Below are 25196 nucleotides of genomic sequence, written 5' to 3'. Positions count from 1 at the left end.
CTCAATGACTGAAGAAAACCCGGCCATCGCGCCGGGTTTTTTATTGCCTGAGTTTCACTGCAGCCAGGGCAGCCTCACGGAAGGCCTGGACGCTGATAAGCCGGTAGTGCAGCGCTACGGAAAAACACCGGCAGCCCGCGCACCCTGACCTCACTGTGCTTCCAGGGTGGCGTGAGACCATATTGGCGAGATCGATGCATTGGGGCGTCGACGCTGGCAAGGTCTTTGGCTGGCAGCGTGGGAAGACACGCAATTTATGCAGGTGAATGCGCAGGCTGATGCGTTAATCAGGTGAACGAGATCCCCGCCGGTCCGTGATGCGGCACACTAGTGCCGGTCGCATCTGCCGCGGTTAGGTTGCTGAGTATTTCGGCAAGCTGGTTTGGGGGTAGCCGCGAAAGCGGAGTAAGTAAAACGAGGCGCCGGTACGCGCCTATCGTCACTAAGCCGGGGATCAGCACCGGCCATCTGCACCTATTCCAAGGCTCGCCATATCGGCGGGCCTTTTCTCGTTATGAGGCACAACAAATGTCCCGCACGATTCAATCCTCCGACTACGTGCCGGGCGTTTCCGGCTGGAAGTTCAGCAACGTCACAGGCGAGTTCGAGATTCATAGTTCTGATGCGTCGACCAGCGCCGAGCCTCGGCTTATCAGCGTGACTGCGGGCTCTTGGTCGGATTTCGATCTACCGTCCAATGCCGTGGAGTACTACGCCTTTATCGGCGCGGAAATGGATAAGATTCCTGCCGACTGCCGGGCTAGCGCCGAAATCACGACCGAGGATATCTCGTTTGATCATGATGGCTCGGATGTGCGCACTACGCTGACCTATGAGCGCCGGGAGACTTGCGAAGAGGTGGCGGATCGCATCGAAAAGAGCTCGGTACACGCTCAGATTCAGGGCTTGGTTGGTGGTAGCTTCAACATCTTCCATAACGGCCAGCTTCGCGTTCGACTTGGAAGTCTCGAAGAGCCAAGCCCTTTCGTTGTCGCCGACGGCAAAATTTATTTTCGCGATGACCTGGTGAAGGAAGCGTCGATAGCCAAAGCCAAGGTCGCGAATGAATGGTCGGTCCGGGTTGAGTTCTCTCCGACCGGGCAGCCGTATGCTGCTGGGTTCGGAATCGGCATTGGCTCGGCGGGCGAGTTCAAGCCTGACTTCATCGTGAAGGCCTCGCACATGGAAATCCTTCCTGATGGTCTGGTGAAGATTACCCAGGCTCCGAAGAAGTCCTGACGGCAGAACCCTATTTACGGCCTCGACACTGATCGGGGCGTTTTCGTTTTCGGCTCCACCACACCCATTGCTCCGAGCTGGGAGTGCTGTGTGAGCCGGATTTATCAATCTCCCCAAGGGGGAGGCAACCCGGATGCCAAACATGCCTGACAAGCCAGACACATGGGCCAAGATCTGGCTGGCGTTGAGCAATCCGCTCTGGCAGGGCGTGATCATGTCCATCACCGTATCGTTGCTTCGAGTCATGTACGACGCGAAGGAAACCAGTAAGCGCCGGATTGTGTTCGAGGCGCTGATCTGCGGATCGCTGAGCTTGGTCGCGTCCAGCATTATCGAGTGGATGGCCTGGCCTTCCAGTCTGTCGGTTGCCGCGGGAGGGACTATTGGGTTCCTCGGCGTGACAGCCATTCGCGAGCTGGTGACCCGCTTCCTGGGCCGCAAGGCGGATGCCGCATGAAGGCCTTCGCTGCAGCAATCATCATCGCCCTGGTCGGCCTGCTCCTAATTGGGATTCAGCAGTCGCGTGTCGTCGCCCTTCGCGGGGAGGTGGCCTTCGAAGCCGGCGAGAAGAAAAAGGCAGTCGACGCCAACCTCGAAAGCCAGGCCACGATCACCACCCTGCGCGCCGAAGCCCAGCGCAACGCCGACTACCAGAAAGACCTGAACAAGCGGTTACAGGCCAGTCAGGCCAAAGCCAGAAAGGCGGAGAAGAACTTTGAAGAACTCAAACGCAACAGCAAGCCTGTTCGTGATTGGGCTGCTCAGCCTCTGCCTGACGGCCTGCGCGGTAAAGCCGCCACTGGTAACAAAGACAACGGCAGTAAGAGTAGAGCCCCCTGAGCTGGTCCCATGTGAGCGGGTAGCTGATGAAGATCTCGCCGACAACGGCCAGCTTTGGGAGCTGAAGAACCAGGCCATCAACCTGCTCGACACCTGCGCTGACCAGGTGGACGCCCAGATCCTCCGCAGCCAGAGCAAGTAATCCGCGCCACGTTTTCGAATGCGCCAAATCGTGGCGCGAGGTTTTGCAGATGAGCAAAGTCACCCGCCTGCGCCACGCGCTACCGATGAGCCCGGATATCAATGCAGCGGTAAGCGCTCTCGACAAGGCCATTGCCGATGCAGTTGACGCCGCCAAGGCTGCCGGACTGCCTCAGGGCCTTGTCGTCAGCCTGCTCCACGGCCACGCCCATGCACAGACACACCAGATGGTGACGGAGTCCCCATGACAAGCAAGCAACCCGACTGGGAGGCAATCGAACGTGCCTACCGGGCCGGGTTGCTTTCCATCCGTGAGATCGCATCAACCCAAGGCATCACCCACGGCGCCATCAATAAGCGCGCCAAGCGGGATGGGTGGGAACGAGACCTCAAGGCGAAGATCCAGGCTAAGGCCGATTCGCTGGTATCCAAACGCACGGTATCCACTGAGGTATCCACCAAACAGGCGGATACCGAAAGAGAGATCATCGAGGTAAATGCTGAGGTCATCGCCAATGTGCGGATGGCTCACCGTGGCGATATCTCGCGCGGCCGACGTCTCACGAACAAGCTGCTGGACGAACTGGAAGGCCTGACTGACAACCGGGAGTTGTTCGATCAATTGGGCGAGCTGATGCGCGACCCGGACGACAACGGCTTCGATAAGCGTAACGAACTGTATGGCAAGGTCATCAGTCTGCCTGGCCGCTCCAAGACAATGAAGGAAATGGCAGAGACGCTGAAGACTCTGATCTCCCTGGAGCGCCAGGCCTACGACCTCGACACCAAGTCCGGCAACAGCGATGCCGATGCACTCTCAAAACTGATGGACGATCTATCGAAGGAAGCCTGACATGAAGCCCGAGCACTTGAAGCTGCTCCGGGATAAGCGCTGGCGGTTGAACAACCTCTACTTCATCACGGACAAGCAGGGCAAGAAGGTCCGCTTCCGGATGACGGACGAGCAGATCGAATACTTCGACGGAATGCACACCCGGAACATCATCCTGAAGGCTCGGCAGCTCGGCTTCACCACCGAGTGCTGCATCATCCAGCTCGACGCGGCACTGTTCGAGTCTGCCAAGTGCGCTCTGATCGCTCACACCCTTAACGACGCCAAGCGCCTGTTTCGGGAGAAGGTCAAATATGCCTACGACAACCTGCCTGCTGAAATACGCGCCGCCAATCCTGCTTCTAACGATTCTGCTGGTGAGCTTGTGTTCAGCAAGGGCGGATCTGTCTACGTGTCCACGTCCTTCCGGGGCGGGACTCTACGCTATCTGCACGTATCCGAGTTCGGGAAGATCTGCGCCAAGTTTCCCCACAAGGCCCGAGAGATCGTCACCGGCGCCTTCGAGGCTGTCGCCACCGATTGCTTCGTCACGATTGAATCGACGGCGGAGGGCCGGGCGGGCTACTTCTTCGATTACTCGCAGAGCGCGGAGCGCCAGCAACTAGCTGGTCTGCCTCTGGGCCTGCTGGATTGGAAGTTTTTCTTCTTCTCCTGGTGGAAGAATAAGGCCTACTGGCTTGACCCGACAGATGTGGTCATCCCGCAGCGCCTGACCGACTACTTCAGTGAGTTGTTCGCCAAGCATGGCATCGACACCAACCCAGGCCAGCGCGCCTGGTACGCCGCCAAGGAGAAGACTCTCGGCGACGACATGAAGCGGGAATACCCGTCTATTCCGGCTGAGGCCTTCCAACAGTCTATCGAGGGCGCCTACTACGCCAAGCAGTTCACCAAGCTGTATGGCGCCCAGCGCATTGGCCCGCTGCCGGACAACAGTCATCTGCCGGTGCACACGATTTGGGATATCGGCGTCGGCGACTCCACGGCCATCTGGTTTGTTCGGATCGTCGGCGAGGAATACCACGTCATCGACTTCTACGAGAACAGCGGTGAAGGCCTGCGGCACTACATGAAGGTGCTCAAGGATCGCAAGTACACGTACGGCGATCACTGGGGCCCGCACGACATCGACAACCGCGAATTCGGTAGCGACGGCAAGACCCGCCGCGAGCTGGCCCGGGCGGGCTACGAGATCGACGGGCAGAAATACAGCCTCAAGTTCAGCGTTGTTCCAAAGCTCGGCATCGACGAGGGCATTGAGCAGGTTCGGGAGATCCTTCCGGCCTGCGCCTTCGATGAGTCCAAGTGCGAACTGGGTATTTCCTGCCTGGAGAACTACCGAAAGGAGTGGGACGACAAGCGGGGCTGCTGGAAAGACAAACCACTTCACGACTGGTCATCGCATGGCGCGGACGCCTTCCGCTACTTCGCCGTCTCGATGGGCCGACGCAAACGCACAGGCGGAACACGCCGAATTGGAGGCTTGGCCTGATGCCAGTGCAATCGACAAACCCCGACTACGACGCGCACATCGCCGAGTGGGAGATGATGGATGACGCGCTTGAAGGTGAGTGCGCCGTAAAGCGCAACGAGCGCAACCTGCCCAAGCCGAGCGGCATGGTCGAAGCTGAAAAGCTCGACGGCGCTGGCAACAAGTATCTGTACCAGAACTACACCGACCGGGCTCAGTACGAGCACTGGGTGCGCGACTCGCTCCGGTCGATGATGGGGCTGGTCTCCCGGTTGATTCCGGAGATCGAGCTGCCTAGCGGCCTGAAGGGACTGGAAGACAATGCGACGGCGGACGGCTTCGGCCTGAAGCAGTTGTTCTTCCGCATGGTGCGCCAGGCGATCTCCCACGGCCGGGTGCCGCTGGTGGTGAACATTGACGAGAGCGGCGAGCCGTACTTCTCGACGTACGCCACCCGCAACGCCATCAACTGGGACACTGCTGATCAAGGCGGCCGGCAGGACCTGGTCCTCTCGGTGTTCCGCGAGTTCCGCAAGAAGGGCGGCGATCGCTACAGCCATGACTGCGACACAGTGTTTCGTGAGTTCTTTATGCTGGGCGATGTTTGCTACACCGCAGTGCGGAATGAAGGCGGTGAGCTGGTCGAGGACGAGAGGTCGCTGGGTACAACAGGTACGGACAACCGCCTGGTCAAAGGCCTGCCATACCTGCCCGTGATCTACTGCGGCTCGACCGACAATTCTCCAGATGTCGATGAGGTGCCGCTGCTGACCATGGCGCGGGCCGCGCTGAAGTCCTACCAGTTGAGCGCTGACTACTTCACGTCGCTGCATCAGACCAGCCACCCGCAGCCGTGGGTCTCTGGCCTGGATGAGGCGGTGGAGTTGAGCGTCACCGGCCCTTCGGCGGCATGGGATCTTGGGCCTTCCGGTTCCTGCGGCTACCTGGAGTTCCAGGGCGCCGGCATCGAAGCCGTGCGCAAGGCCATGGATGACCAGAAGAATGCCGCACTTGAGGCGGGCGCCAAGGTCATGGACGTGGGCGGCACCGAGTCGGGCGAGGCGCGCAAAACACGCCAGAACGATCAGCACGCCACGCTGCACAGCATCGTCATTACCGTGGCCGAGGCGGTAGAGCAGGGGCTGCGGTACGCCGCTGACTGGAAGGGCTACGACCCCAAGCAGGTTAAGTTCAAGGTGAACCCTGAGTTCGTGACCCCAGTGGTCGATGCCCAGGTGCTCGCGGAGCTGCTGAAAGGCGTGATGGCTGGGACGATCAGCGCCGACACCTACTGGCAGTACCTCACGACAGGCAAGCTGCCAGACCGCCCATACGAAGACGAAGCCGACCTGATCAGCGATGAGCGCGAGTCGGCCGGCATCAACCTGGACAAAGACGATGCCAACGACAAACCAGGCACAGGCGGACAGCCAACTGCTGGAGCAGACGACCCGTCACTCAGTAATGCTGGAGCGGCTTAAAGCTGGCGAGGTCAAGAAGTTCGAGAAGTACCTGCGCAAGATCGACAAGCTGGTGCGGGATCAACTCACCCGCAAGGAACTGACCACCTACAGCCGGGACCGCCTTGAGCAGTTCCTGGCCCGGGTGGACGGCAAGCTGTTGGAGATCTACAAGGCCTACGGCGACCTGGTCCAGGCGGATCTCGTCGATATCGCGCTGTATGAGTCGAGCTTTGAGGCCAAAAGCCTGAGCAATGCGCTCTCTATCGACGCGGTGGTGCCGACCAACACGGTGATCCGCGCTGCGGTGTTCTCCTACCCGCTACAGGTGAAGGGCATCGACGGCGGCAAGCTGCTGAAGAGCTTCGTCAGCGGCTGGACGCGGACCGAGACGATGCGCGTCACCAACACGATCCGGCTCGGCTTCTGCCAGGGCCAGACCAACGCCCAGATCATCCAGGCGATTCGCGGCACCGCGGCGCAGAACTTCACTGACGGCGTCCTGGCGGTGAGCAACCGCAATGCTGCAGCCGTGGTGCAGACGGCAATCCAGCATGTGGCTACCACGGCACGAATGGAGACGCTGAAGGCCAACAGCGACGTAGTGCTGGGCTATCGCTGGGTGTCGACGCTTGACCGCAAGACCTCGCAGCAGTGCAAGGGCCTGGATGGGATGCGCTTCGATCTGGGCAAAGGTCCGCTGCCGCCGGCGCACATCAACTGCCGGTCAACCACGGTGCCGACCACCAAGCTTTCGGAGATGTTCGCGAAGGACGCCACGCGCGCCTCGGTGGGCGATAACGGCGGGGCCCAGGTCGACGCTGGCCTGAATTATTACGAGTGGCTGGCAACGCAACCGGCGAGCTTCCAGGATCATGCCCTCGGGCCGGTCCGGGGCAAGTTGTTCCGCGATGGAGGGCTGACGCCGGAGAAGTTCGCGAAGCTGCAGCTCGACAAATCATTCAAGCCACTGACCCTGGCGCAGCTTAAGGAAGCCGAACCTGACATGTTCACCCGAGCAGGCGTTACACTCGGTGCTCCACCAGGTTGAGATAGCCGATGCAGATCATCGTTGAGGACGGGAAGGGCAGGCCAGACGCGAATAGCTTCGTGCCGCTGGAGAAGCTGACCTTCTACCGCGACTACTACGGGTTTCGGATACCTGAAGCTGAGGCTGAACAAGCCGAACTGCTGCTGCGCGCTGCAGCCGATATCAATGCTCGTCAATGGAAGGGCAGCAAGGCCAATCACAAGCAGGCTATGGCCTGGCCGCGGCGTGACTGCAAGATCGAATACCAGACGCTCTCCGACACATTTGTGCCCTTTGAGCTTGAATGGGGCCAGGTGCGGCTGGCGGTCGAGTTGTACGCCGCCGAGCAGGGCTTCCAGATCGAAGAGCCCACCCACTGCACCGAACCAAACGGCCGGCGCACGCGCCTCAACCGAGACACGCCGAGCCGGCGCATGCGGCCCCCGCCATACGCGCAGAGCAGGACGCAGTTCGCCGACTACTTAGTCATGCGTGGACTAAGTGTGGTTTCCTCCAAGTGATTTCACCGTTCTTTGACGGGGATCCAGTGATGAACATCGATTTTGTTGAAAAGTGGAAGCTTCCGACCGCTCATAAACTCGTCACCTTGATCAGGAAGATAGTCGATCGAGAGAACTGGGCGGTAATAACCAGGAAACTCGCGTTTGGAGCGCCGGAATATTCCGGTTTGCTCAAGGGCATCTACCACTTCGGACGTTGCTTGCATCGTATTTTTATACGGCGAGTCTTTTGGAAGAAACTGAGTACGAAGCAAATATTCAAGAGAGCCCATTTGATTGGACGAGAATTTGTCCAAAGTCTGTTGGCGTGCATTGATTGACATGCTTACTGTCGCGCTTCGGCGGCAATAATCGACCAAACGAATAAGATCAATCTCAGCGCCTGGGCCGCCATATGGAAGCCGAATTTTGAGTCCGTCTGAGCTGATCAGGCTAGACGCAACAGTCAACTCTTCAGGGATGTCCTTATCCTTTATCAGGTCAAGATAGGCTTGGTAGGGAAGTACAGCAAAAACCGGTTTTTCCTGATCGTTCAGTATGAACTGGACATTTTTACTCATGGTCATTTCCTTTATTTGGTTTATTTAATAACGATAATCCAAATAAAAGAAAATCGCCAGAGGTATTGCCAAGTATTTTTCTGACGTCTACGAACCTCGGCTATGCCGGGGTTTTTTTATGCCCGTCAGGCGGGCCAACCAATCCCCAGGGGATACCCATGCCATTTGAATTTGACCCGGCCGCCGCTGGCCTCACCCTCGACGAAACTCAGGCCGCAGCCCTCCAGGAGGCGCTTGGCGGAAAGGTTCAGGAGTATCTGGACAAAGAAGTAAACGGGCTCAAGTCCAAGAATCAGGAATTGCTCGGTTCTAACCGTACCATCAAGACCGAACTGGACAAGCTGAAAGGTCAGTTCGAAGGCCTTGATATTGATGCGGTGAAAGGCTTGCTCGCGAAGGTGGGCCAGGACGAAGAAACAAAACTGATCGCCGAGGGCAAGCTCGACGAGGTGATCAATCGCCGCACCGAACGCCTGCGCACCGATTCCGAGAAACAAATCAAGGCCGCCAACGAGCGCGCCGACAAGGCCGAACAATTCGCCGCCAAGTACAGCGACAAGGTGCTGGCCGATTCCATCCGCGCTGCTGCCATCAAGGCTGGCGCGCTCCCAGAGGCCGCCGAGGACATCATCCTGCGCGCCCGGGGCACTTTCAAACTCAGTGAAGACGGTGAGGCGATTGCCACCGACCGTGACGGCGAGGTCGTTTACGGGAAGGACGGGAAGACCCCGCTGTCGCCGCTCGAATGGGCGGAATCTCTGCGTGAAACAGCAACACACCTGTGGCCAAGGGCTCAGGGTGCCGGGCAGACCGGCGACAACGGTGGCAAGGCCACGAAAAAGTGGGGTGAGTACACGGAAACCGAACGCGCTGCGATCGCCCGTGACAACCCTGAGCTCTTCAAGAAAATCCAGGCCACCAAAGGAACCTAATCGATGGCAACTACCCAACTGACCGACATCTTCGTCGGTGACTACTACGCCTCGCTGGCGCCGGTTAACAGCCCGGAAAAGACCGCTGTTTATGAGTCGGGCATCGTGACTCGCTCCCCTGTGCTGGACGCGATTGCCTCCGGCAGCCAGGGTACCGCCGAGATCAGCTACTGGCAGGATCTGAACGCTGATGAAGCCCCGAACATCAGCAACGACGACCCGAACGACCAGGGTGAAGTCGGCAAAGTCACCCAGGACAGCATGCGTGCCCGCGTCCTGTACCTCAACAAAGGTTACGGCGTGGCTGACCTGACGGCTGAACTGGCCAACAGCGAGCCTCAGCAGCAGATCCGCAACCGTTTCGGCACCTACTGGACCCGCCAGTGGCAGCGTTACACCCTGGGCGCGGCTCGCGGCATCATCGCCTCGAACATCGCGAACAACGGTGGTGACATGGTCATCGACGCCGGTGCGACCATCAGTGCGAATGCCTTCCAGGATGCAGCGTTTACCGCCGGCGATGCCGCTGACCAGTTCGGCGCGATCGGCGTGCACTCGGTGGTGATGAACCAGATGGTAAAGCAGGACCTCATCGAGTACCTGCGCGACTCCGACGGCAAGATCATCCTGGCCACCTACCTCGGCAAGCCAGTGTTCATGGACGATGCTCTGGTGTACGGCGCAGGCAAGTACCTTTCCGTGTTCTTCGGCCAGGGCGCTTTCGGTTACGGCGAAGGCACGCCGAAGGTGCCGGTAGAGCTGGAACGCAAGCCTGGCGGCGGTAACGGCGGCGGTGCCGAAGTGCTGTGGGAGCGGAAGACCTACATCCTCCAGCCCGCCGGCTTCAGCTGGAAGGGTTCCGAGGCTCAGAACCTCAGCCCAACCGCAACTCAGTACGCCGCTGCTGCGAACTGGGAGCGTGTGTTCAGCCGCAAGCAAGTTCCGTTCGCCGCCGTCATCAGCGGTACCACCACGCCGTAATCCGGCCCACACAACCTGGCGCTTTTACGGGCGCCGGGATGCTTTTGAGGTGACTCATGAAAGTGATCTACACGGACAAACCGGGCAAAGAGCGCGGCGTGTGCTACCGCCTGTTGAGCGAGTTCTTTGGGGTGATCGGCACCGCGACTGAGGTTGTCGTCGAGGGCGATGCGCCGGACATCTTCGATGCCTACCAAGCGGCCGACATCAAGGTTTCCGACGGCAAGGAGCAGGAAACCCCTGAAACCGACCCTCTGAAAATGAAGGTCCCCGAGCTGAAAGAGTGGCTGACCGCGAAGGGCATTACCTTCGACGCGACCGCCAAGAAAGAAGACCTGCAGGCCTTGGTGCCAGCGGAATAAGGACAAGCACATGACCGACTTCATCACCGTTGCCGATGTTGATGCCTCGCTGGGTCCTGGCTGGGCCGGTGCCGGTGATCCGGTCCTTGCTGTGACCATGGCAAATGCCTGGCTCACGGCCAAGATTAAGCGGGCTGTTCCCGATCCGGCTCCGGCCGAGATCAAAACAGCCGGCGCCCAGGTCGCCAAAGAGGCAGCGGCGGGCAAGTTGTACACGTCCACGCAGAAAGAAGTGCAGAGCAAGACGGTATCGGCGCAGTCCGGCACGTCCGTGAGCAAGACCTACGTGGCAGGCTCCGCCGATCAGTCAGCCGGCGTCAACTTCGCCCTAGCGCTGCTGGCCCCGTGGATCACACGCTCCGGCGTGATGATGCTGAAGAGGGTCTGACCGTGGGCATGCGTGAAGAGATCCAGGCCGACCTGGCCGAAGCGTTCGACGATCCTGATGGCTTGGCCGACGCAGTCAAGTCGGTCACAGGCCTGCGCAAGGTTGCGGGCGAGTATGACCCCGACCTGGGTGGCGAAACGCCTGAGACCACCGTGACGTACTCGGGCCGCGGCGTTCTTGGCAGCTACCTTTCCAAGGAAATCGACGGCACCCTCATCCAGACCAGCGACAAGAAGCTGCTGGTACTACAAAACGAGCTGTTCGTGTCGGAGGCCGGCGTTCCGACGGCGGTACCGGCTGCCCCGGCTATTGGCGATATCGTCAACGGGCTGCGGGTGATGAGCGTGTCTGCGGACCCTGCTGATGCAACGTGGACAGCGCAACTGAGGAAATGACATGGCGACCCAATCCGGCAGCTTCGCCCTCAGCCTGGCCGAGTTCGCCGCCCAGGCCAGCGAAGCCATCGACGCGAGCCTGCGCGAGATCATCATCGAGATTGGAAGCAGCATCATTCGCATGTCGCCGGTGGGCAATCCTGAGATATGGGCAGCGAACGTCGCTCACCGGGAATCCAATGCCCGGGCAGCTGATGACTACGACTTCAAAGTCGCCGTCCGCAATACGCTCATCAACCTGAACGAATCGAACTTCACGAAGGCGGGCAACCTCAAGCGCGGCGTGAAATATGCCAAACCGCTAACGAAGACCGAGCGCGACCAGAACTTCAGCGTGAATGGCTTGGTAGCTGGCCGAGACTATGTTGGCGGTCGCTTTCGGGCGAACTGGAATTTCTCCATCGGCTCTGTCGACAACAGCTTCCGTATTCACCCAGACCCGACAGGAACCGAGGCAACCGCAAGGCTTGTGGCGGGCGCTTTTGAGTTCAAGGCCGGGCAGACAGCTTTTATCGTTAACAACTTGCCCTATGCGATCCCGCTGGAGTTCGGCCATTCCACCCAGGCCCCCGGCGGCATGGTTCGGGTAACCGTGGCTCGCTTTCAGCAGATAGTGCTGGAGGCCATCAGGAACAACCAGGTATGAGTCACGCAATCATCGCCTCGATTTACGAGGCCAAGCTCATCGCCTGGAACGCTGCCAGGTCGGACAAGTTCAAGATCGTTTTCGAGAACACGGCCTACACGCCGGAGGAGGGCGAAACTTACCTTCGAGCTTTCACTATCCCCGGCGATACCGCAAGCAACACACTCGGCGGCGATCACCGGCTGTACACAGGCGTGTTTCAAGTCAGCATCATCGCGCCAGCGGGCACCGGCAAGACCAAGACGAACCCTATAGCAGCTGAGCTGACCGATCTGTTCCCGCTATACGCCAGAGACACGAAGGGTGCGGTCACCGTGGTGACCATGTCGCCAGTTGACCAGGGGCCAGGCATCACAGGCGATTCGACCTACACCGTCCCGATCTCGTTTTTGTACCGGGCCGACACTAACTGATCCCGCCCATTGGGCAAACCCAGAGACCCGCCATTGAGCGGGTTTTTCACATCTGCAAAGAGGAAATATCCATGGGCTACAAACTCCCGAACGGCGGCACCTTCCAGCACGCTGCAACCTACGGCGCGGCACTGGCGTTCGCTGCCATCAGCAATGCGAGCGAGGCGGTGGCCACTGTTGTTGGCGGCACCATTGCTGCCGGCGATATTGTTCTGCTCACGTCCGGCTGGAGCAAGCTGGATAGCAAAGTGGTGCGCGTGAAGGCGGCCACCGCCACGGCTATCACCCTGGAAGGTATCGACACCACCGATACGCAGGTTTTCCCGGCTGCGGGCGGCGCAGGCACTATGCGCAAGGTGCTGACCTGGGTGCAGATCCCGCAAATCTCCGACGTTGCCTTCTCCGGCGGCGAGCAGAACTACCTGGACGTGGTGTTCCTCGAGGACGACCAGGGCAAGCAGATCCCCACCGACAAATCGGCGGCAAGCATGGTGCTCACCATCGCCGACGATCCGGCCCAGGCGTTCAACGGAGTGCTGCTGAAGGCGGACGCCGGCAAGCAGATCGAAGCGGCCCGCTTGAACCTGCCCGGTAACGACACGCTGCTGTATGGCACTTACACGTCGTTCTCCAAACAGCCCGCGGTGTCCCGTAACAACCTGCTGACACGCACCGTCAGCTTGGCGTTGCAGGCCGAGCCGACCCGCTACCTGACTGCGGTGGTTTAACCCATGGCTAAGATCCGTATTGCGCAAAAGGCTACGTTCAATGCGCCCGTGCTGATCCCGATCGTCGGCAGCGCGCCCGAGAAGGTTGAGTTCACCTTCAAGTACCGGGATCGCGCCGAGCTTGCCGCTTTATTCGATGATTGGAACGAGGCGCGGGACAAGGCGCGGGCCGCGCTAGGCGACAAGCCGTCTTGGTCAGAAGTGGTCGCTGTTGATACCGAGCAGCAAACCCAGCAGATCAAGGACCTGGTAGTCGGCTGGGGCTTCGATGACGAATACAACGAAGACAACATCGTCGCATTTGTGAAGTCCTGCCAGGGTGCCGCCGAGGCGGTTGTTAAGGCCTACGAAGGCGCATACAACCAGGCCCGCCTGGGAAACTGACCGACGCCGCCCGCGCGATGTATTCGCCAGATGTGCCGGACACGGTAATCGGCATTTTCGGTCTTGCCCCTGGTGATCTGGTTGAGGAAGTTGAGGTCTGGCCATGCAACTGGCCGGCCTTCCTCCTTTTCAACCGCATGTCCACCCAGTGGCGAGCAGGCGCCGGCGGCGCGATCGGTCTCGACTACAGCTGCATCCGAGATGTGGCCGGGTTCCTCGGCATCAAGAAAAAGAAACTCGCTGAAATCTTCCCTGACCTTCAGGTGCTGGAAGGCGAAGCCCTGCGCGTTATGGCGGAGGAAAGGGAAAACAGCCCGTAACCACGGGCACTTATTCAAGGTGAGTCGATGAACATTGCAGAACTCGGCGTCAAGATCGACTCGGCCGATGCAATCCAGGCAAAAACGAGCCTGGATGAAATGGCGAAGGCAGGTGGCCGGGCCGAGCAGTCCGCCGTTTCGCTGATGAACGAAATGCAGGCGCTGGAAAAGTCACTTTCCACCAGCGCCAAAACCACCCAGGACCTGGCGAAGCAGCGTGACGCTCTCGCCAAGCTGACCAAGACCGGCGCCTATGGCGAGGCCGAGGCGGCGAAGATCTCCGCTCAGCTGGACAAGCAGCAGATCGCCCTGGCCAAGTCTGCCCTCGACGAGCAGAAGGCCCTGAACAGCCTGCTGGGAGCCATCGACCCAGCTCGCGCTGCCCTCGCCAAGCTGGATACGCAGGTCGAGCAGCTTGGCAAACACCTAGATGCCGGCCGTATCAGCCAGGACCAGTACAACAGCGCCCTGGGTAAGATCGACAAGGATTACGCCAAGCTCGAAAAGACCACCACCGGTTTCGACAAGCTGCGCCTCGGTACCCGCCAGGCGCAGGAAAACGTCGTGCAGTTGGGTAACGCGCTGTCGTCGGGTGATTGGGGTAGCGGCGTTCGCGCCGTCGCTCAGTTGGGCGCCGGTGCTGGCGCTGGTGCTGCTGGTCTGCTCGCCATCCTGGCCCCGCTGGCCCTGGCTACTGCCGCCGTGGGTGGCCTCGCCGTTGCCTACTACAAGGGCAGCGAAGAGCAGGACCGCTATAACAAATCACTGATCCTTACTGGCAACTACGCCGGCGTGAGTGCCGGGCAGTTGGGTGACATGGCGCGGCAGGTCAGCGCTACCGTGGGCACCACAGGCCAGGCCGCTGCAGTGCTGGCGATGCTGGCGGAAAACGGCAAGATTGCCGGCGAGAGCTTTGCCGGCATCACCCAGGCCGCAGTGTCGATGCAGGAAGCCACCGGCAAGGCGGTCGGCGAGACTGTTGCTGAGTTCGTCAAGCTCGCCGATGACCCGGTTAAAGCCTCTGCAGCGCTGAACGAGCAGTACCACTACCTCACCGCTTCGGTTTACTCGCAGATTGCCGCGCTGGAAGAGCAGGGCGATCACGCGGGCGCCGTGAAGCTGGCGACCGAGTCCTACGCCGATGCAATCAACGAGCGCACGCCGAAGATTCTGGAAAACCTGAGCTTCTGGGAGCGAGGCTACAACGCCGTTGCGCGCGCGGCCGACAGTCTGAAGAACATTGGACGACCGGATATCGGCGCCGATATTGAGCAGGCTCGCCGGGACCTGTCGAGCGCGCAATCCGGTGACGTTGGCTTTTTCCAAAACAAGCAGGAGATGATTGATCTCTATCAAAATCGCCTGAACATGCTTGAAGACCAAAAGGCGGCTCAGGCTGAAATCGCCAAACTGGAAGGCGATCAGGCGAAGGCTCAGCAGTCTGCAATTACTTCGATGCAGAAGGTTGACGCGCTCACCAAGTCCTCGTGGACGAATGAGCAGAAGCGGGCAGATGCACTCAAGGACTACAAAAAACAACTCGACGATATCCGCAAGGTAGCGCCGAACGATCCTCGCCTGGCCCAGGCAACGGTCGACAAAAATATCGCCAACATCAACGACAAGTTCAAAGACCCGAAGGCAGCCGGCACCCAGGTTGATCTAACAAGCTTCAACAACGCCAAGAACGAACTGGCGGCGATCACCGACACCTACAAAAACTACCAGAAGGAACTCGAAGCGGCGCAAAAGGCCGGCCTGCTGTCCGAGGAAGACTATCTGCTGCGGCGCCAGGCGCTGATCGGCAATCAGCTCGACCAGACGACGGCAGCCTACGAGGCAGAGATCGCAGCGCTTGAGGCCGCCAAGGGTAAGAAGTCCACGTCGGCTGCGCAAAGCATCCAGCTGGACCAGAAGATCGCCGACGCGCGGGCAGGGATGGTCAAGGCGCAGAAGGATGCCGACAGCCAGCTTGATGTGCTCGCAACCAACGAGACCGGGCGCCTTGCCAAACAGGAGAGGGCGATCAGCACGTACGTGCAGGCGCTGGGGCAGCAACAGCGTGCCCTGGAATTGGCAGGCCAGCGCGCAGTGCTTGGCGTAGGGCAGGGCGATCGCCAGAATGCGCTCAGCGGCGAACTGAACAGCCAGCAAGACCGGTTTGCTCAGCAGTCGCTGGAGCTTGCCAACCAGAAGTCCGACCCGTCGCGCAACATGTCGGAAGAGGAGTTCACGCGAAAATCGCAGGCGCTCGCCGATGCGAACAAAAAGGCGACCGACCAGATTCGGCAGAACTACGCGGATGTGGAGGCCGTCCAGGGCGACTGGACGAAGGGGGCTACGGCTGCCTGGGACAACTACTTGGATTCGGCAGCCAACATTGCCGGCCAGACCAAGAGCTTGTTCGGCAACGCCTTCAGTTCCATGGAGGACTCGATCGTCAACTTTGCCATGACCGGGAAGCTCTCCTTTGCCGACTTTACCAAGTCGATCTTGGCGGACATGGCACGTATTGCTACCCGGCAGGCGAGTTCTGCTTTGCTGGGTAGCCTGGTAGGGGCGGCGGCGAGTTACTTCGGTGGTGGCGCGGCCGGAGGCGGCAATGGTCTCGCGGCAGGTTCCGCTGGCGCAGCATCGTCGAATCTCGGCGCCTCGGCGGCTGGTTACTCCAACACTTACTTTCCCCAGGCTTTGGGCGGCGCATGGTCGGGTGGCGTGCAGCTGTTTGCCGATGGCGGCGCCTTCACGAACTCCATCGTCAGCAAGCCCACAGCGTTCGGCATGGCCAATGGTAAGACCGGTGTCATGGGCGAGGCTGGCGAGGAGGCAATTATGCCCCTGACCCGGACGTCGAGCGGCAAGTTAGGGGTAATGGCCATGGGCGGCGGTGGGGCAGGCGGCACGCAGATCAATGTCGAGGTGCACATCGATGGCGATGGTAATGCGTCGTCCGCCGCCGACGCACCTGGCTACGACGTATTCGGCAAGGAGCTGGCGACGTTCGTAGAGCAGAAATATCAGGAACTGCGCTCTAAGGATATGCGCCAGGGCGGCGTCATCAACAAAGCAATTAAGGGGCGCTGATGGCTATCGAGCGATTCATCTGGGCGACGGAGAAGGGCGCTGAGGGTGATATCACCCAGCGCGTCCGCTCCAAGCAGTTTGGCGATGGCTACGAGCAGTCGGTCGAGGATGGCCTCAACAACCGGTCGCAATCCTGGCCGGTGACCTTCACCGGTTTGAAGGGGCGCATCAAGGACATCATGGCGTTCCTCGACCGGCACAAAGGGGCGAAGGGCTTCCTTTGGGAGCCGCCCCTGGGTGAGCTTGGCCTTTACAAGTGCAACGGCTACAAGCCAGTGCACCGCGGCGGCCAGGTCTACGCCATCACCGCGACATTCCAGCAAACCTTTCATCCCTGAGATAACCCCCCATGGCACTGATCACGGACATCCAGAAACTGGAGCCCGGCGGCGAGATTCGCCTGTTCGAAATTGACGGTACCGAATACGGCGCCGATTACCTGCGCTTCCACGGTCACGCTATCCCGCACACGCCTGAGGAATTGCTGGCCTACGAGGGCTCCGAAGATGATCTACCCGCCAAGTCGATTATCTGGCAGGGCCAGGAGTATGCGGCCTGGCCGGTGCAGATTGAGGGTATCTCCTCGAGCAGCGACGGCACCGCCTCTCGGCCGACGTTCGCCGCGGGCAACGTGAATGGGCGGGTTACAGCTTTGTGCCTGGCCTTCGAGGACATGCTCAAGTTCAAGCTGACTGTTCGCGAGACCCTGGCCCAGTACCTGGACGCGGCAAACTACCCTGACGGTAACCCAACTGCTGACCCGACTCAGGAGGCACTGGAGATCTGGTACATCGACCAGAAAACCAGCGAGGACGGTGAGGCGGTGGTGTGGGAGCTGTCTTCCCCGGGCGAGATCGACAACCACGGGCTTCCAGGGCGCCAAATGACGACGTTCTGCCATTGGGCCATGACCAACGGCTACCGGGGGCCGGACTGCGGCTACACCGGCGCGGCCATGTTCGACGACGAGGACAACCCCACGGATGACCCGGCACTGGACCAGTGCAAGGGCTGCCTGTCGTCCTGCAAGCTGCGCTTCGGAGAGAACAACGAACTGTCCTTCGGTGGATTCCCCGCCGTTTCCCTCATTGCCCGGAGCTGACAATGCGCAAGCACATCATTGCGGCCATCCAGGCACATGCGGCGGCCCAGTATCCGAAAGAATGTTGCGGCCTGCTGCTGGCCGTCGGGCGCAAGCAGAAGTACTTCCCGTGCACGAACATCGCCACTGAGCCGGGCGAAGAGTTCCGGCTCGATCCCGAGGACTACGCCGCGGCGGAAGACTTGGGCGAAGTGATCGGCATCGTTCACTCGCACCCGGACGCCACCAGCAGGCCGTCACCCCATGACTTGGCCATGTGCGAGGCCACGGCCTTGCCCTGGCACATTTTGTCGTGGCCCGAGGGCGACATGCGCACGATCACGCCAACGGGCAGCACGCCGCTGCTCAAGCGCCCGTTTGTGCACGGGGCATGGGATTGCTGGCAAGTCTGCGCCGACTGGTATCAGCGGGAGTGGGGGATTGAATTTGAGGCCTTCCAGCGCACCGATGGCTGGTGGGAGAGTGCAGAGAACTCCAGCCTTTATGAGCAGCACTACGAGGCAGCCGGCTTTGTTCGTGTCGACCGACCGCAGCGCGGTGACATGATCGTTATGCAGGTTGGTCGGACGGCTCACCCGAATCATGCCGGGATCTATCTGGGCACTGATCCGGCGCTACCTGGCGAAGAGTCGGGCGCGTTCGGCCCAGGCCCGTTCCTGCTGCACCACCTGTATGGGAGACCTTCCGAGATCATCGTGTACGGCGGCCCATGGCATGACCGAACGCGCCTGATCCTCAGGCACAAAGACGCAAAAAAAACAATATGACGCGGCGTGGCCGCAGGAGTGGGTATGCACAAGAGTGATCAGTTCAGCCCGGTAATCGCTTGGCGCTCAATGCTTGGGAGAAAGCCAAATCGCGAGCCGGTAGAGATTGATGTTCAAGATGGGCGCGCTGAGTATTTGCTCAGCGGCCCGTATCGTATGGCAGAAGGATCCAAGATCGAAGTGATCGATGGGAAGGTTCTTTGGACTGGAGGCCGGTCAAGGCCTAATTGATAAAGTCGATGACACCAGAAATCTGCCCGCCTGCGTGCGCATATCTACATTCTTGAACGCGTATCAGCGCAAACTCTTTACCGGATTTCTCGAACTCCTGAAACACTTCATCGTACGGCTTTTCTGTCCAGAACGAATAAAGACCCTGCTTGTTTGGCACGTAGGTCCCGTCCACTGAAACAACACCCGAAACCATCCCTACCTCCTCATGTGGTGTTATGAGTAAATAAGGGAACCGCGTTTGTCCATTGTTCACATTGACCTCCAGGCCATAAACGCGCCGGTATTGGCGCTATCCCAGTCCTTGGGCTTGCAGGCGAAGGACTGGGAAATCCTTGTGGGGGATGTGGAGTTTCTTCAGATGTGACTGAGTTTCCAGAGATCGTCGGCATCAGTAAGAACGCTATCGCCTGAGTCTTTAACACTGGCGATTAAATTTTGTAACTCCTTAATCTCAAGAGGAGGGAGGTGCGTCGTTGAAACAGCTCCCGCTGCACTTGCTGATTGCTCCCCGTTGTTTCCGTTACTGCTATTGCTTTTACTTTTCTCTACCGGAAGAGGGATCAGTACTTCGCTTACCCGGTATTGTTCCAGTTTCGTGTTTTTTAGCACCGTCTCGATAACGAGCCTCGCATCTCTGCGCCTTTCTTCGGTATCTGGACCGGCTTGCAAAATATTGAGGGAGGCTTGTATTGCTGCTGCTCGGGCGTCGTTTAATGCGGACATATGCGCTGACCTATCCATCCGTGGGAGGCACAAAGCTACTACGCGGTCGCCTACGTCAGTTACTGGCATTCCATCCACACTGGATGCCTGGCCAGGCTCAATGCAAAGAGTTGGATCAATTAGTCCAATGGGGCATGATCAGATCGAACGGATCAGCAAACGAAAATTGGAGATTTTTATGTCTGGCAAGTCTTTTGAGCATGGCCGCTGGAGCGTGCATGAAAACCGAGGCCCTGGTAGCCCAGTCGGTTACATCGTCGACGGAGTGGGTGAAGAGGTTCGCCCTGGGGCAGGTGCTTTTCAAATCAATGACGGTGTACTGTTTGATCCTGATGGCAAACGCTTGGGATACCTGGCTGCGCTAGAGGATAGCTGGGTAGTTAATTTGGGGGATTATGAGATTGGTCATGTATTAAGGCGCGCAGTCCGCTAACCGGCGCAATTCAGGAGCCCATCCTATTCGCTGGGCTTTTTGCTTTCTGCGGCTAGGTGCTAGAGTCCCGCCAAACCAACGAGGGAACGACATGCGGATTTTGATAGCGGCGGTAGCGGTGGCGATGCTGGCGGGATGCATGGCGCCCACGATGAATGAGGCGCGCCAGGCCGGGCCGTATAAGGTTCTGACCTCGAAGAAGAGCGACGCCGCGTTGGCAAAGTGCGTTCAGTACGAATGGCAGAACCAGTCGATCTTCGGCGGCACTCCCGGTGCAGCTCTACAGCCGGGCCGTGATACCGGATATACCGTGTTCACGGAGGGATCGCAGTATTTCGTTGATATCCAGCCCAAGAGCTCTGGTTCCGAGGCGAATTATTACGTAGTGGTTGCTAACTGGATCGCTAATAAACGTCTGACGGCACTGCAAGGCTGTCTGTAGCGATACTTCAACCCATTCAAGGCTCGCTTCGGCGGGCCTTTTTAATGCCTGGAGAAACACAAGTGGCAGCACTCTCAATTAATTATCAGCCGATGACTACCATCATGCTTTACGGGCAGCTCCGGCAGTTTGGTCGGTCTTTTCGAATGGCCGTGAGGTCGCCAGCTGAGGCGGTGAAAGCGCTATGCGTACAAATGCCAGGCTTTGAACGCTTCCTTTCCAATGCAAAATCCAGGGGGATCGAGTTCGCGGTCTTTCGCGGCAAGGCGAATTTGGCGGAAAAGGAGCTTGGCTTCGCCGGTGAGGGGGATATCCGTATTGCGCCGGTAATCACCGGTAGCAAGCGCGGCGGGGCGCTGCAAACCATCATCGGCGCTGTCTTGATTGTTGTTGGTCTTGTCATCACAGGCGGCACTTTCGGCGCCGGTGCGCCCTTTGGCTCAGCCCTTATCATGATGGGCGGATCCATGGTGCTGGGGGGCGTAATCCAGATGCTCAGCCCGCAGGCCGGGGGACTCAAGACCAGCGCCGCGCCTGAGAACACACCCGGCTACGCCTTCGGCAGCGCAAAGAACACAACGGCCTCCGGAAACCCTGTGTCGCTGTGTGCAGGCCGCCGGCGCTGGGGTGGTGCGATCATCAGTGCCGCCATTTACGCCGAAGACCAGATGTAGCCAACAGCCGAAAAACTGAGGCCGCCCAAGAGGCGGTTTTTTTATGCCTGGAGAAAAGCATGGGCGCAGCACGCAAGATCGACGTTTATGGCGCCAAGGGCGGTTCCGAGAAGCCTAAAACCCCAACCGAGGCACCAGACAGCCTGCGTTCCGTCGCCATTGCGAAAATGCTCATTGCAGTGGGTGAGGGTGAGTTTGACGGTGCTCCGACCGCCAAGGACATCTTTCTCGACAATACGCCGCTGCAAGACCCACAGGGGAGCATGAACTTCCCGAACGTGAAGTGGGAGTGGCGCAGCGGGGCTGTGGACCAGTCCTATATCCAGGGCATCCCATCGGTCGAGAACGAAACAACCATCAGCACGGAGCTGCGCAGCGGCACGCCGTGGGTTCGAGCAATCACTAATACCCAGCTCTCGGCTGTACGTGTGCGCTTTGCCTGGCCTGCGCTCCAATCGGTGGATTCCGGCGGCAATATCAACGGTTACACGATTGGGTATAAAGTCGAACTCGCAACGGATGGGGGCACATACCAGGAGGTTTTGAACGAGGCGGTGTCCGGCAAGACCACCAGCCTGTACGAGAGAACTCGACGCATCAATCTGCCGCGCGCGACAACCGGGTGGCTTCTGCGGATCACTCGACTGACTGCAAACCAGAACAACAACAAAATCTCCGACACCATGCAGATTGCCGGCTTCACCGAGGTGATCGACGCCAAGATCCGGTACCCGAACACCGCGCTGCTTTACATCGAGTTTTCTGCTGAGCAGTTCCGCAGCATCCCGGCAGTGACGATCGAATGCGATGGCCGGAAATGGCAGGTGCCGAGCAACTACGACACCAGGTCGCGCACCTACACAGGTATCTGGGACGGAACCTTCAAGGAAGCCTGGACCGACAACCCTGTTTGGCACACTTACGGCATCACCACGAACGACCGTTTCGGCCTGGGCCGTCGCATCAAGCCGTGGATGGTGGACAAGTGGGAGTTATACCGCATCTCGCAGTACTGCGACCAACTGGTACCGGACGGGAAGGGTGGCCAGGAGCCGCGCTTCATTTGCAACCTGAACCTGCAGAGCAAGGCCGACGCCTGGTCGCTGCTGCGTGATATCTCGACGATCTACCGGGGCATGACCTACTGGGCCCAGGGCCAGGTCTTTACCCTGGCGGATATGCCGCGCGCCACCGATTTCGACTTTGCCTACACGCGGGCGAATGTCATCGATGGCAAGTTCACCTACTCGAGCGCATCGGAGCGCACCCGCTACACGCGGGCGCTGATCAGCTACGACAACCCGGGGAATAACTTCGATACCGATGTCACAGCTGTGACCGATGCCAAGTTGCAGCGACGCTACGGCGACAACCCGCTGGAGATCAGCGCTATTGGCTGCACCCGCGAATCCGAGGCCCAGCGCCGGGGCAAGTGGGCGCTGCTCACGAACTCCAAGGATCGGGCGGTTACCTTCAAGGTCGGCCTCGACGGGCGCATCCCGCTGCCGGGCTACGTGATCCCGATAGCCGACGAGCTGCTGGCCGGTCGGCCCGTGGGCGGTCGTATCTCGGCGGTGAACGGAAAGGTCATCACCCTAGACCGCGACACCCAGGCCAAGCCCGGCGACCGGCTTATCCTCAACCTACCCGACGGCAAGTGCGAGGGCCGCACCGTGCAGTTGGTCAGCGGTCGGCAGGTCACCGTCACCGTAGCTTATTCCGTGCCGCCGGAGCGTGAGCTGGTGTGGGCGCTGGATGCTGACGACCTGGCCATCCCACTTTATCGCGTGGTCAGCGTGGCGCGGCCGGAGCCTGGTGTGTTTGAAATCTCGGCAGTTCAGTACGACCCGAGCAAGTTCGATCACATCGACACCGGCGCCCGCCTGGAAGAGCGGCCAATCAGCGTTGTGCCTATCACCGTAGTACCGGCGCCGGCGAGCGTCGACATCACGTCGAACTACTCCGTGGATCAGGGCCTGGCGATCAGCACCATGAACATTTCCTGGCCTGCCGTGAATGGCGCGGTCGCCTATGACGTGGAGTGGCGCAAGGACAGCGGCAACTGGATCAAGCTGCAGCGCACGGGCGCGACAAGCGTGGACGTGGCGGGGATTTACTCAGGCGCCTACCTGGCCAGAGTTCGCTCGGTGAGCGCCTTCGAGATCTCGTCTATCTGGAAGAATTCCAACCTGACTAACCTGGAAGGGAAGGTCGGCCTGCCGCCGGCGGTATCGTTCTTGACTGCCACCAGCGAACTGTTCGGCATTGGCCTGAGAGTAGGGTTTCCAGAAGGCGCCGAGGATACACAGCGAACGGAGTTCTGGTATGGGCAAGCGAACGACTTGTCGGCGGCTACCAAGCTGACCGACCTGACCTATCCCCAGGCGGATTACCGCATGCAGGCCCTACAGGCTGGCGCGCAGTTCTTCTTCTGGGCGCGCCTGGTTGACCGGACCGGGAATATCGGGCCGTTCTATCCAGTCGGCAACGGTGTAATGGGGATGGCCAGCGCCGATGCGGATCCTGTGCTGGACCTGATCGCCGGCCAAGTCGGACGGACAGAGCTCGGCAAGGACATCACGGATGAGATCGACAAAATCCCAGGCCTGCAGGCGCAGATTGATGCACTTGATGGGCTGTCGGCCTATGACCCTGATTCGGTATACCTCGAAGGCGACCTGGTGGTGGTTGGCAAGCGAATCTACCAGGCCACACAACTGGTGCCGGTCGATACTTCGCCGCCGAACGCCGGGTACTGGGTGGACGTCGGACAGGTTCTGGTCACTGCCAACGGACTGGCGCGCCAGGTCGAGATCAACACCACCAGCATCACCGAACTGGACGGCGTGGTCACGGCCCAGGCGTCGAGCCTTCAGGCCTTGCAGTCAGCGTACCGGGACGATACCGGCGAGGGTGATCTCGCTGACGCGCTCCAGGGCTACAGCGCCTCGGCGAGTTTCGCGCAAGAAGTGAAGACGCGCGCCTCGCAGAACGCGGCCATGGTGCAACGCCAGACCGAGCTTAGCGCCGAGGTGGGTGAGGTCAGTGGCTCCGTGACTGAGCTGGAAAGCGTCGTGGTCACCGACCGAGAGGCGACGGCCCAGGCTATCCAGCAGATCGGCGTAGAAATTGGCGAAACCTCTGCAGCCGTTCAAACGGTCAGCCAGGCCCAGGCCGACACCGACGGCAAGCTATCCACCATGTGGTCCGTGAAGATGCAGCTCAATCAGAACGGGCAGTACGTGTATGCGGGCATTGGACTCGGGATTGAAAACGTTGACGGTGTTCTGCAAAGCCAGTTCCTCGTTAGCGCTGACCGGTTCGCCATCGTCAACAGCATTGCGGGGGGGGCCGTGAGCATTCCGTTCGCGGTCCAGGGCGGCCAAGTGTTCATGAACTCGGCCTTCATCCAGGACGGCAGCATCACCATGCTGAAGATTGGCCAAGCCCTGCAATCGGACAACTACGTCGCTGGTGTGCAGGGGTGGCGCCTGGATAAGGCGGGCAACCTTGAGTTCAACGGGCCTGCACCTGGTGGTGGACGTCTGACAATGACCAATCGCGCAATCAAGGTCTACGACGAAAATGGGGTTAAGCGCGTGCAGCTTGGAGATCTGACGGCATGATCGCGGGGCTGAGAATATGGGGCGCCACTGGTGCCCTTGAGTTAGACGAGAACTCTTTCACTGTCATGGTCGCTTATTCAGCTGTTATTCAAAGTGGGGGAGGTCAGGGTAGGTCGATATTTATACCGATAACCGCAGTGGAGCCTTCAACGCACTCCGCTGTCTGCGTTCCTATAACTGACTATCGAACTGATGCGCAAAGTACTACAGCCATTCAGTACATGCCAATTGTGGGGGCTGGAGGAGTAACAGTTTTCTTTGGTCAGCCTAATACAACTGGACCAATTGGAATACTTACACCTCAACGACTCTTAGTTATGAGGAATAGGTAATGCCTTACGGCCTGACTTATGTTAACAGCAGCAATGTGGTGACTCTAGACTCTGAATTCTCAAGACTAGTTGTCTTGGCAAAAGGTTCTTACAGCGGCACCGGGGGAGCCGGTGT

General features: G+C 59.5%; 32 protein-coding genes. 29 read left to right on the top strand and 3 right to left on the bottom strand.

What is annotated here, in order from left to right:
- Window positions 1–4 precede the first annotated feature (4 nt).
- The 11 genes from CWC48_RS30275 (at window position 5) to CWC48_RS26670 (ending at window position 7555) form a co-directional block, all read left to right on the top strand.
- Window positions 5–148, top strand: coding sequence for a hypothetical protein (locus tag CWC48_RS30275; RefSeq protein ID WP_157806780.1), 144 nt, complete (start codon window positions 5–7; stop codon window positions 146–148).
- 380 nt (window positions 149–528) lie between these two features.
- Entirely contained in the window at window positions 529–1239 is a 711-nt protein-coding gene (locus CWC48_RS26715) for a DUF1983 domain-containing protein (protein ID WP_100490786.1), read from the top strand.
- A gap of 142 nt (window positions 1240–1381) precedes the next feature.
- Window positions 1382–1696, top strand: coding sequence for a phage holin, lambda family (locus CWC48_RS26710; RefSeq protein WP_162276419.1), 315 nt, complete (start codon window positions 1382–1384; stop codon window positions 1694–1696).
- Window positions 1693–2079 (top strand): hypothetical protein, encoded by a 387-nt coding sequence (locus CWC48_RS26705; protein WP_100490785.1) that lies wholly within the window; start codon window positions 1693–1695, stop codon window positions 2077–2079. Before CWC48_RS26710 ends, CWC48_RS26705 begins: the two co-directional genes overlap by 4 nt.
- Window positions 2039–2221 carry a hypothetical protein gene (locus CWC48_RS30475; protein ID WP_258166581.1) on the top strand — a complete coding sequence of 61 codons (183 nt, stop codon included), beginning with the start codon at window positions 2039–2041 and terminating at the stop codon, window positions 2219–2221. The genes CWC48_RS26705 and CWC48_RS30475 overlap by 41 nt, the downstream gene beginning before the upstream one ends.
- A 49-nt stretch (window positions 2222–2270) precedes the next feature.
- Window positions 2271–2468 carry a hypothetical protein gene (locus CWC48_RS26695; RefSeq protein WP_100490783.1) on the top strand — a complete coding sequence of 66 codons (198 nt, stop codon included), beginning with the start codon at window positions 2271–2273 and terminating at the stop codon, window positions 2466–2468.
- Window positions 2465–3073, top strand: coding sequence for a hypothetical protein (locus tag CWC48_RS26690; RefSeq protein ID WP_100490782.1), 609 nt, complete (start codon window positions 2465–2467; stop codon window positions 3071–3073). The genes CWC48_RS26695 and CWC48_RS26690 overlap by 4 nt, the downstream gene beginning before the upstream one ends.
- 1 nt (window position 3074) lies before the next feature.
- Window positions 3075–4565, top strand: a complete 1491-nt coding sequence (locus tag CWC48_RS26685) for a terminase (protein WP_100490780.1) — start codon at window positions 3075–3077, stop codon at window positions 4563–4565.
- Window positions 4565–6025, top strand: coding sequence for a DUF4055 domain-containing protein (locus CWC48_RS26680; protein ID WP_100490778.1), 1461 nt, complete (start codon window positions 4565–4567; stop codon window positions 6023–6025). The genes CWC48_RS26685 and CWC48_RS26680 overlap by 1 nt, the downstream gene beginning before the upstream one ends.
- On the top strand, window positions 5943–7055 hold the full coding sequence (locus CWC48_RS26675) for a minor capsid protein (RefSeq protein ID WP_177409456.1): 1113 nt from the start codon (window positions 5943–5945) through the stop codon (window positions 7053–7055). The genes CWC48_RS26680 and CWC48_RS26675 overlap by 83 nt, the downstream gene beginning before the upstream one ends.
- 8 nt (window positions 7056–7063) lie before the next feature.
- Entirely contained in the window at window positions 7064–7555 is a 492-nt protein-coding gene (locus CWC48_RS26670; RefSeq protein WP_100490776.1) for a DnaT-like ssDNA-binding protein, read from the top strand.
- A 2-nt stretch (window positions 7556–7557) separates the two neighbouring features.
- Here the strand turns inward: CWC48_RS26670 and CWC48_RS26665 are convergent, their stop codons facing one another.
- Window positions 7558–8115, bottom strand: coding sequence for a hypothetical protein (locus CWC48_RS26665; RefSeq protein WP_100490775.1), 558 nt, complete (start codon window positions 8113–8115; stop codon window positions 7558–7560).
- Between the two features lie 158 nt (window positions 8116–8273).
- Here CWC48_RS26665 and CWC48_RS26660 point away from each other — a divergent pair, with 158 nt between their 5' ends.
- The 14 genes from CWC48_RS26660 to CWC48_RS26595 all read left to right on the top strand — a co-directional run bounded on the left by CWC48_RS26660 (window position 8274) and on the right by CWC48_RS26595 (window position 18617).
- On the top strand, window positions 8274–9047 hold the full coding sequence (locus tag CWC48_RS26660) for a hypothetical protein (protein WP_100490774.1): 774 nt from the start codon (window positions 8274–8276) through the stop codon (window positions 9045–9047).
- Between the two features lie 3 nt (window positions 9048–9050).
- Window positions 9051–10028, top strand: a complete 978-nt coding sequence (locus tag CWC48_RS26655; protein ID WP_100490773.1) for a major capsid protein — start codon at window positions 9051–9053, stop codon at window positions 10026–10028.
- A gap of 56 nt (window positions 10029–10084) precedes the next feature.
- A complete protein-coding gene (locus tag CWC48_RS26650; RefSeq protein ID WP_100490772.1) occupies window positions 10085–10390 on the top strand; it encodes a HeH/LEM domain-containing protein in 306 nt (101 codons plus the stop codon).
- Between the two features lie 10 nt (window positions 10391–10400).
- Entirely contained in the window at window positions 10401–10778 is a 378-nt protein-coding gene (locus CWC48_RS26645) for a hypothetical protein (protein ID WP_100490771.1), read from the top strand.
- 2 nt (window positions 10779–10780) lie between these two features.
- Window positions 10781–11173, top strand: coding sequence for a hypothetical protein (locus tag CWC48_RS26640; protein ID WP_078048343.1), 393 nt, complete (start codon window positions 10781–10783; stop codon window positions 11171–11173).
- 1 nt (window position 11174) lies between these two features.
- The gene (locus CWC48_RS26635; protein ID WP_100490770.1) at window positions 11175–11819 is read left to right on the top strand and encodes a hypothetical protein; all 645 of its coding nucleotides are present in this window, start codon (window positions 11175–11177) and stop codon (window positions 11817–11819) included.
- On the top strand, window positions 11816–12232 hold the full coding sequence (locus CWC48_RS26630; protein ID WP_100490769.1) for a phage tail terminator-like protein: 417 nt from the start codon (window positions 11816–11818) through the stop codon (window positions 12230–12232). The genes CWC48_RS26635 and CWC48_RS26630 overlap by 4 nt, the downstream gene beginning before the upstream one ends.
- Window positions 12233–12303: 71 nt before the next feature.
- On the top strand, window positions 12304–12960 hold the full coding sequence (locus CWC48_RS26625; protein ID WP_046489943.1) for a phage tail protein: 657 nt from the start codon (window positions 12304–12306) through the stop codon (window positions 12958–12960).
- 3 nt (window positions 12961–12963) lie between these two features.
- On the top strand, window positions 12964–13344 hold the full coding sequence (locus CWC48_RS26620) for a phage tail assembly chaperone (RefSeq protein WP_100490768.1): 381 nt from the start codon (window positions 12964–12966) through the stop codon (window positions 13342–13344).
- Between the two features lie 17 nt (window positions 13345–13361).
- Window positions 13362–13664, top strand: coding sequence for a DUF1799 domain-containing protein (locus tag CWC48_RS26615; RefSeq protein ID WP_100490767.1), 303 nt, complete (start codon window positions 13362–13364; stop codon window positions 13662–13664).
- A 27-nt stretch (window positions 13665–13691) separates the two neighbouring features.
- Window positions 13692–16748 carry a phage tail tape measure protein gene (locus CWC48_RS26610; RefSeq protein WP_100490766.1) on the top strand — a complete coding sequence of 1019 codons (3057 nt, stop codon included), beginning with the start codon at window positions 13692–13694 and terminating at the stop codon, window positions 16746–16748.
- Complete coding sequence (locus tag CWC48_RS26605; protein ID WP_010211410.1) at window positions 16748–17086, top strand: phage tail protein; 339 nt, start codon at window positions 16748–16750, stop codon at window positions 17084–17086. The genes CWC48_RS26610 and CWC48_RS26605 overlap by 1 nt, the downstream gene beginning before the upstream one ends.
- An 11-nt stretch (window positions 17087–17097) precedes the next feature.
- Window positions 17098–17850 carry a phage minor tail protein L gene (locus CWC48_RS26600; protein ID WP_100490765.1) on the top strand — a complete coding sequence of 251 codons (753 nt, stop codon included), beginning with the start codon at window positions 17098–17100 and terminating at the stop codon, window positions 17848–17850.
- A 2-nt stretch (window positions 17851–17852) separates the two neighbouring features.
- A complete protein-coding gene (locus tag CWC48_RS26595; RefSeq protein WP_100490763.1) occupies window positions 17853–18617 on the top strand; it encodes a C40 family peptidase in 765 nt (254 codons plus the stop codon).
- 223 nt (window positions 18618–18840) lie between these two features.
- Here the strand turns inward: CWC48_RS26595 and CWC48_RS26585 are convergent, their stop codons facing one another.
- Both CWC48_RS26585 and CWC48_RS30270 read right to left on the bottom strand, forming a co-directional pair.
- Window positions 18841–19044 (bottom strand): hypothetical protein, encoded by a 204-nt coding sequence (locus CWC48_RS26585; RefSeq protein WP_100490761.1) that lies wholly within the window; start codon window positions 19042–19044, stop codon window positions 18841–18843.
- A gap of 161 nt (window positions 19045–19205) precedes the next feature.
- Window positions 19206–19574, bottom strand: a complete 369-nt coding sequence (locus tag CWC48_RS30270) for a hypothetical protein (protein ID WP_157806778.1) — start codon at window positions 19572–19574, stop codon at window positions 19206–19208.
- 127 nt (window positions 19575–19701) lie between these two features.
- Here CWC48_RS30270 and CWC48_RS30265 point away from each other — a divergent pair, with 127 nt between their 5' ends.
- The 4 genes from CWC48_RS30265 (at window position 19702) to CWC48_RS26570 (ending at window position 24749) form a co-directional block, all read left to right on the top strand.
- Entirely contained in the window at window positions 19702–20007 is a 306-nt protein-coding gene (locus CWC48_RS30265) for a hypothetical protein (RefSeq protein WP_157806777.1), read from the top strand.
- A 91-nt stretch (window positions 20008–20098) separates the two neighbouring features.
- Window positions 20099–20449, top strand: coding sequence for a hypothetical protein (locus CWC48_RS26580; RefSeq protein ID WP_100490759.1), 351 nt, complete (start codon window positions 20099–20101; stop codon window positions 20447–20449).
- 62 nt (window positions 20450–20511) lie between these two features.
- Window positions 20512–21123 (top strand): tail assembly protein, encoded by a 612-nt coding sequence (locus tag CWC48_RS26575; protein WP_100490757.1) that lies wholly within the window; start codon window positions 20512–20514, stop codon window positions 21121–21123.
- A gap of 59 nt (window positions 21124–21182) precedes the next feature.
- Window positions 21183–24749: a phage tail protein gene (locus CWC48_RS26570; protein ID WP_100490755.1), complete on the top strand. Its 3567-nt coding sequence runs from the start codon at window positions 21183–21185 to the stop codon at window positions 24747–24749.
- The last annotated feature ends 447 nt before the right edge of the window (window positions 24750–25196 follow it).

Origin of the sequence: Pseudomonas sp. S10E 269, assembly GCF_002798465.1 — a bacterium.
Classification (GTDB): Bacteria; Pseudomonadota; Gammaproteobacteria; order Pseudomonadales; family Pseudomonadaceae; genus Aquipseudomonas; species Aquipseudomonas pergaminensis.
The sequence above is the reverse complement of the archived record's forward strand: the minus strand, read 5'-3'. Positions and strand labels throughout refer to the sequence as shown.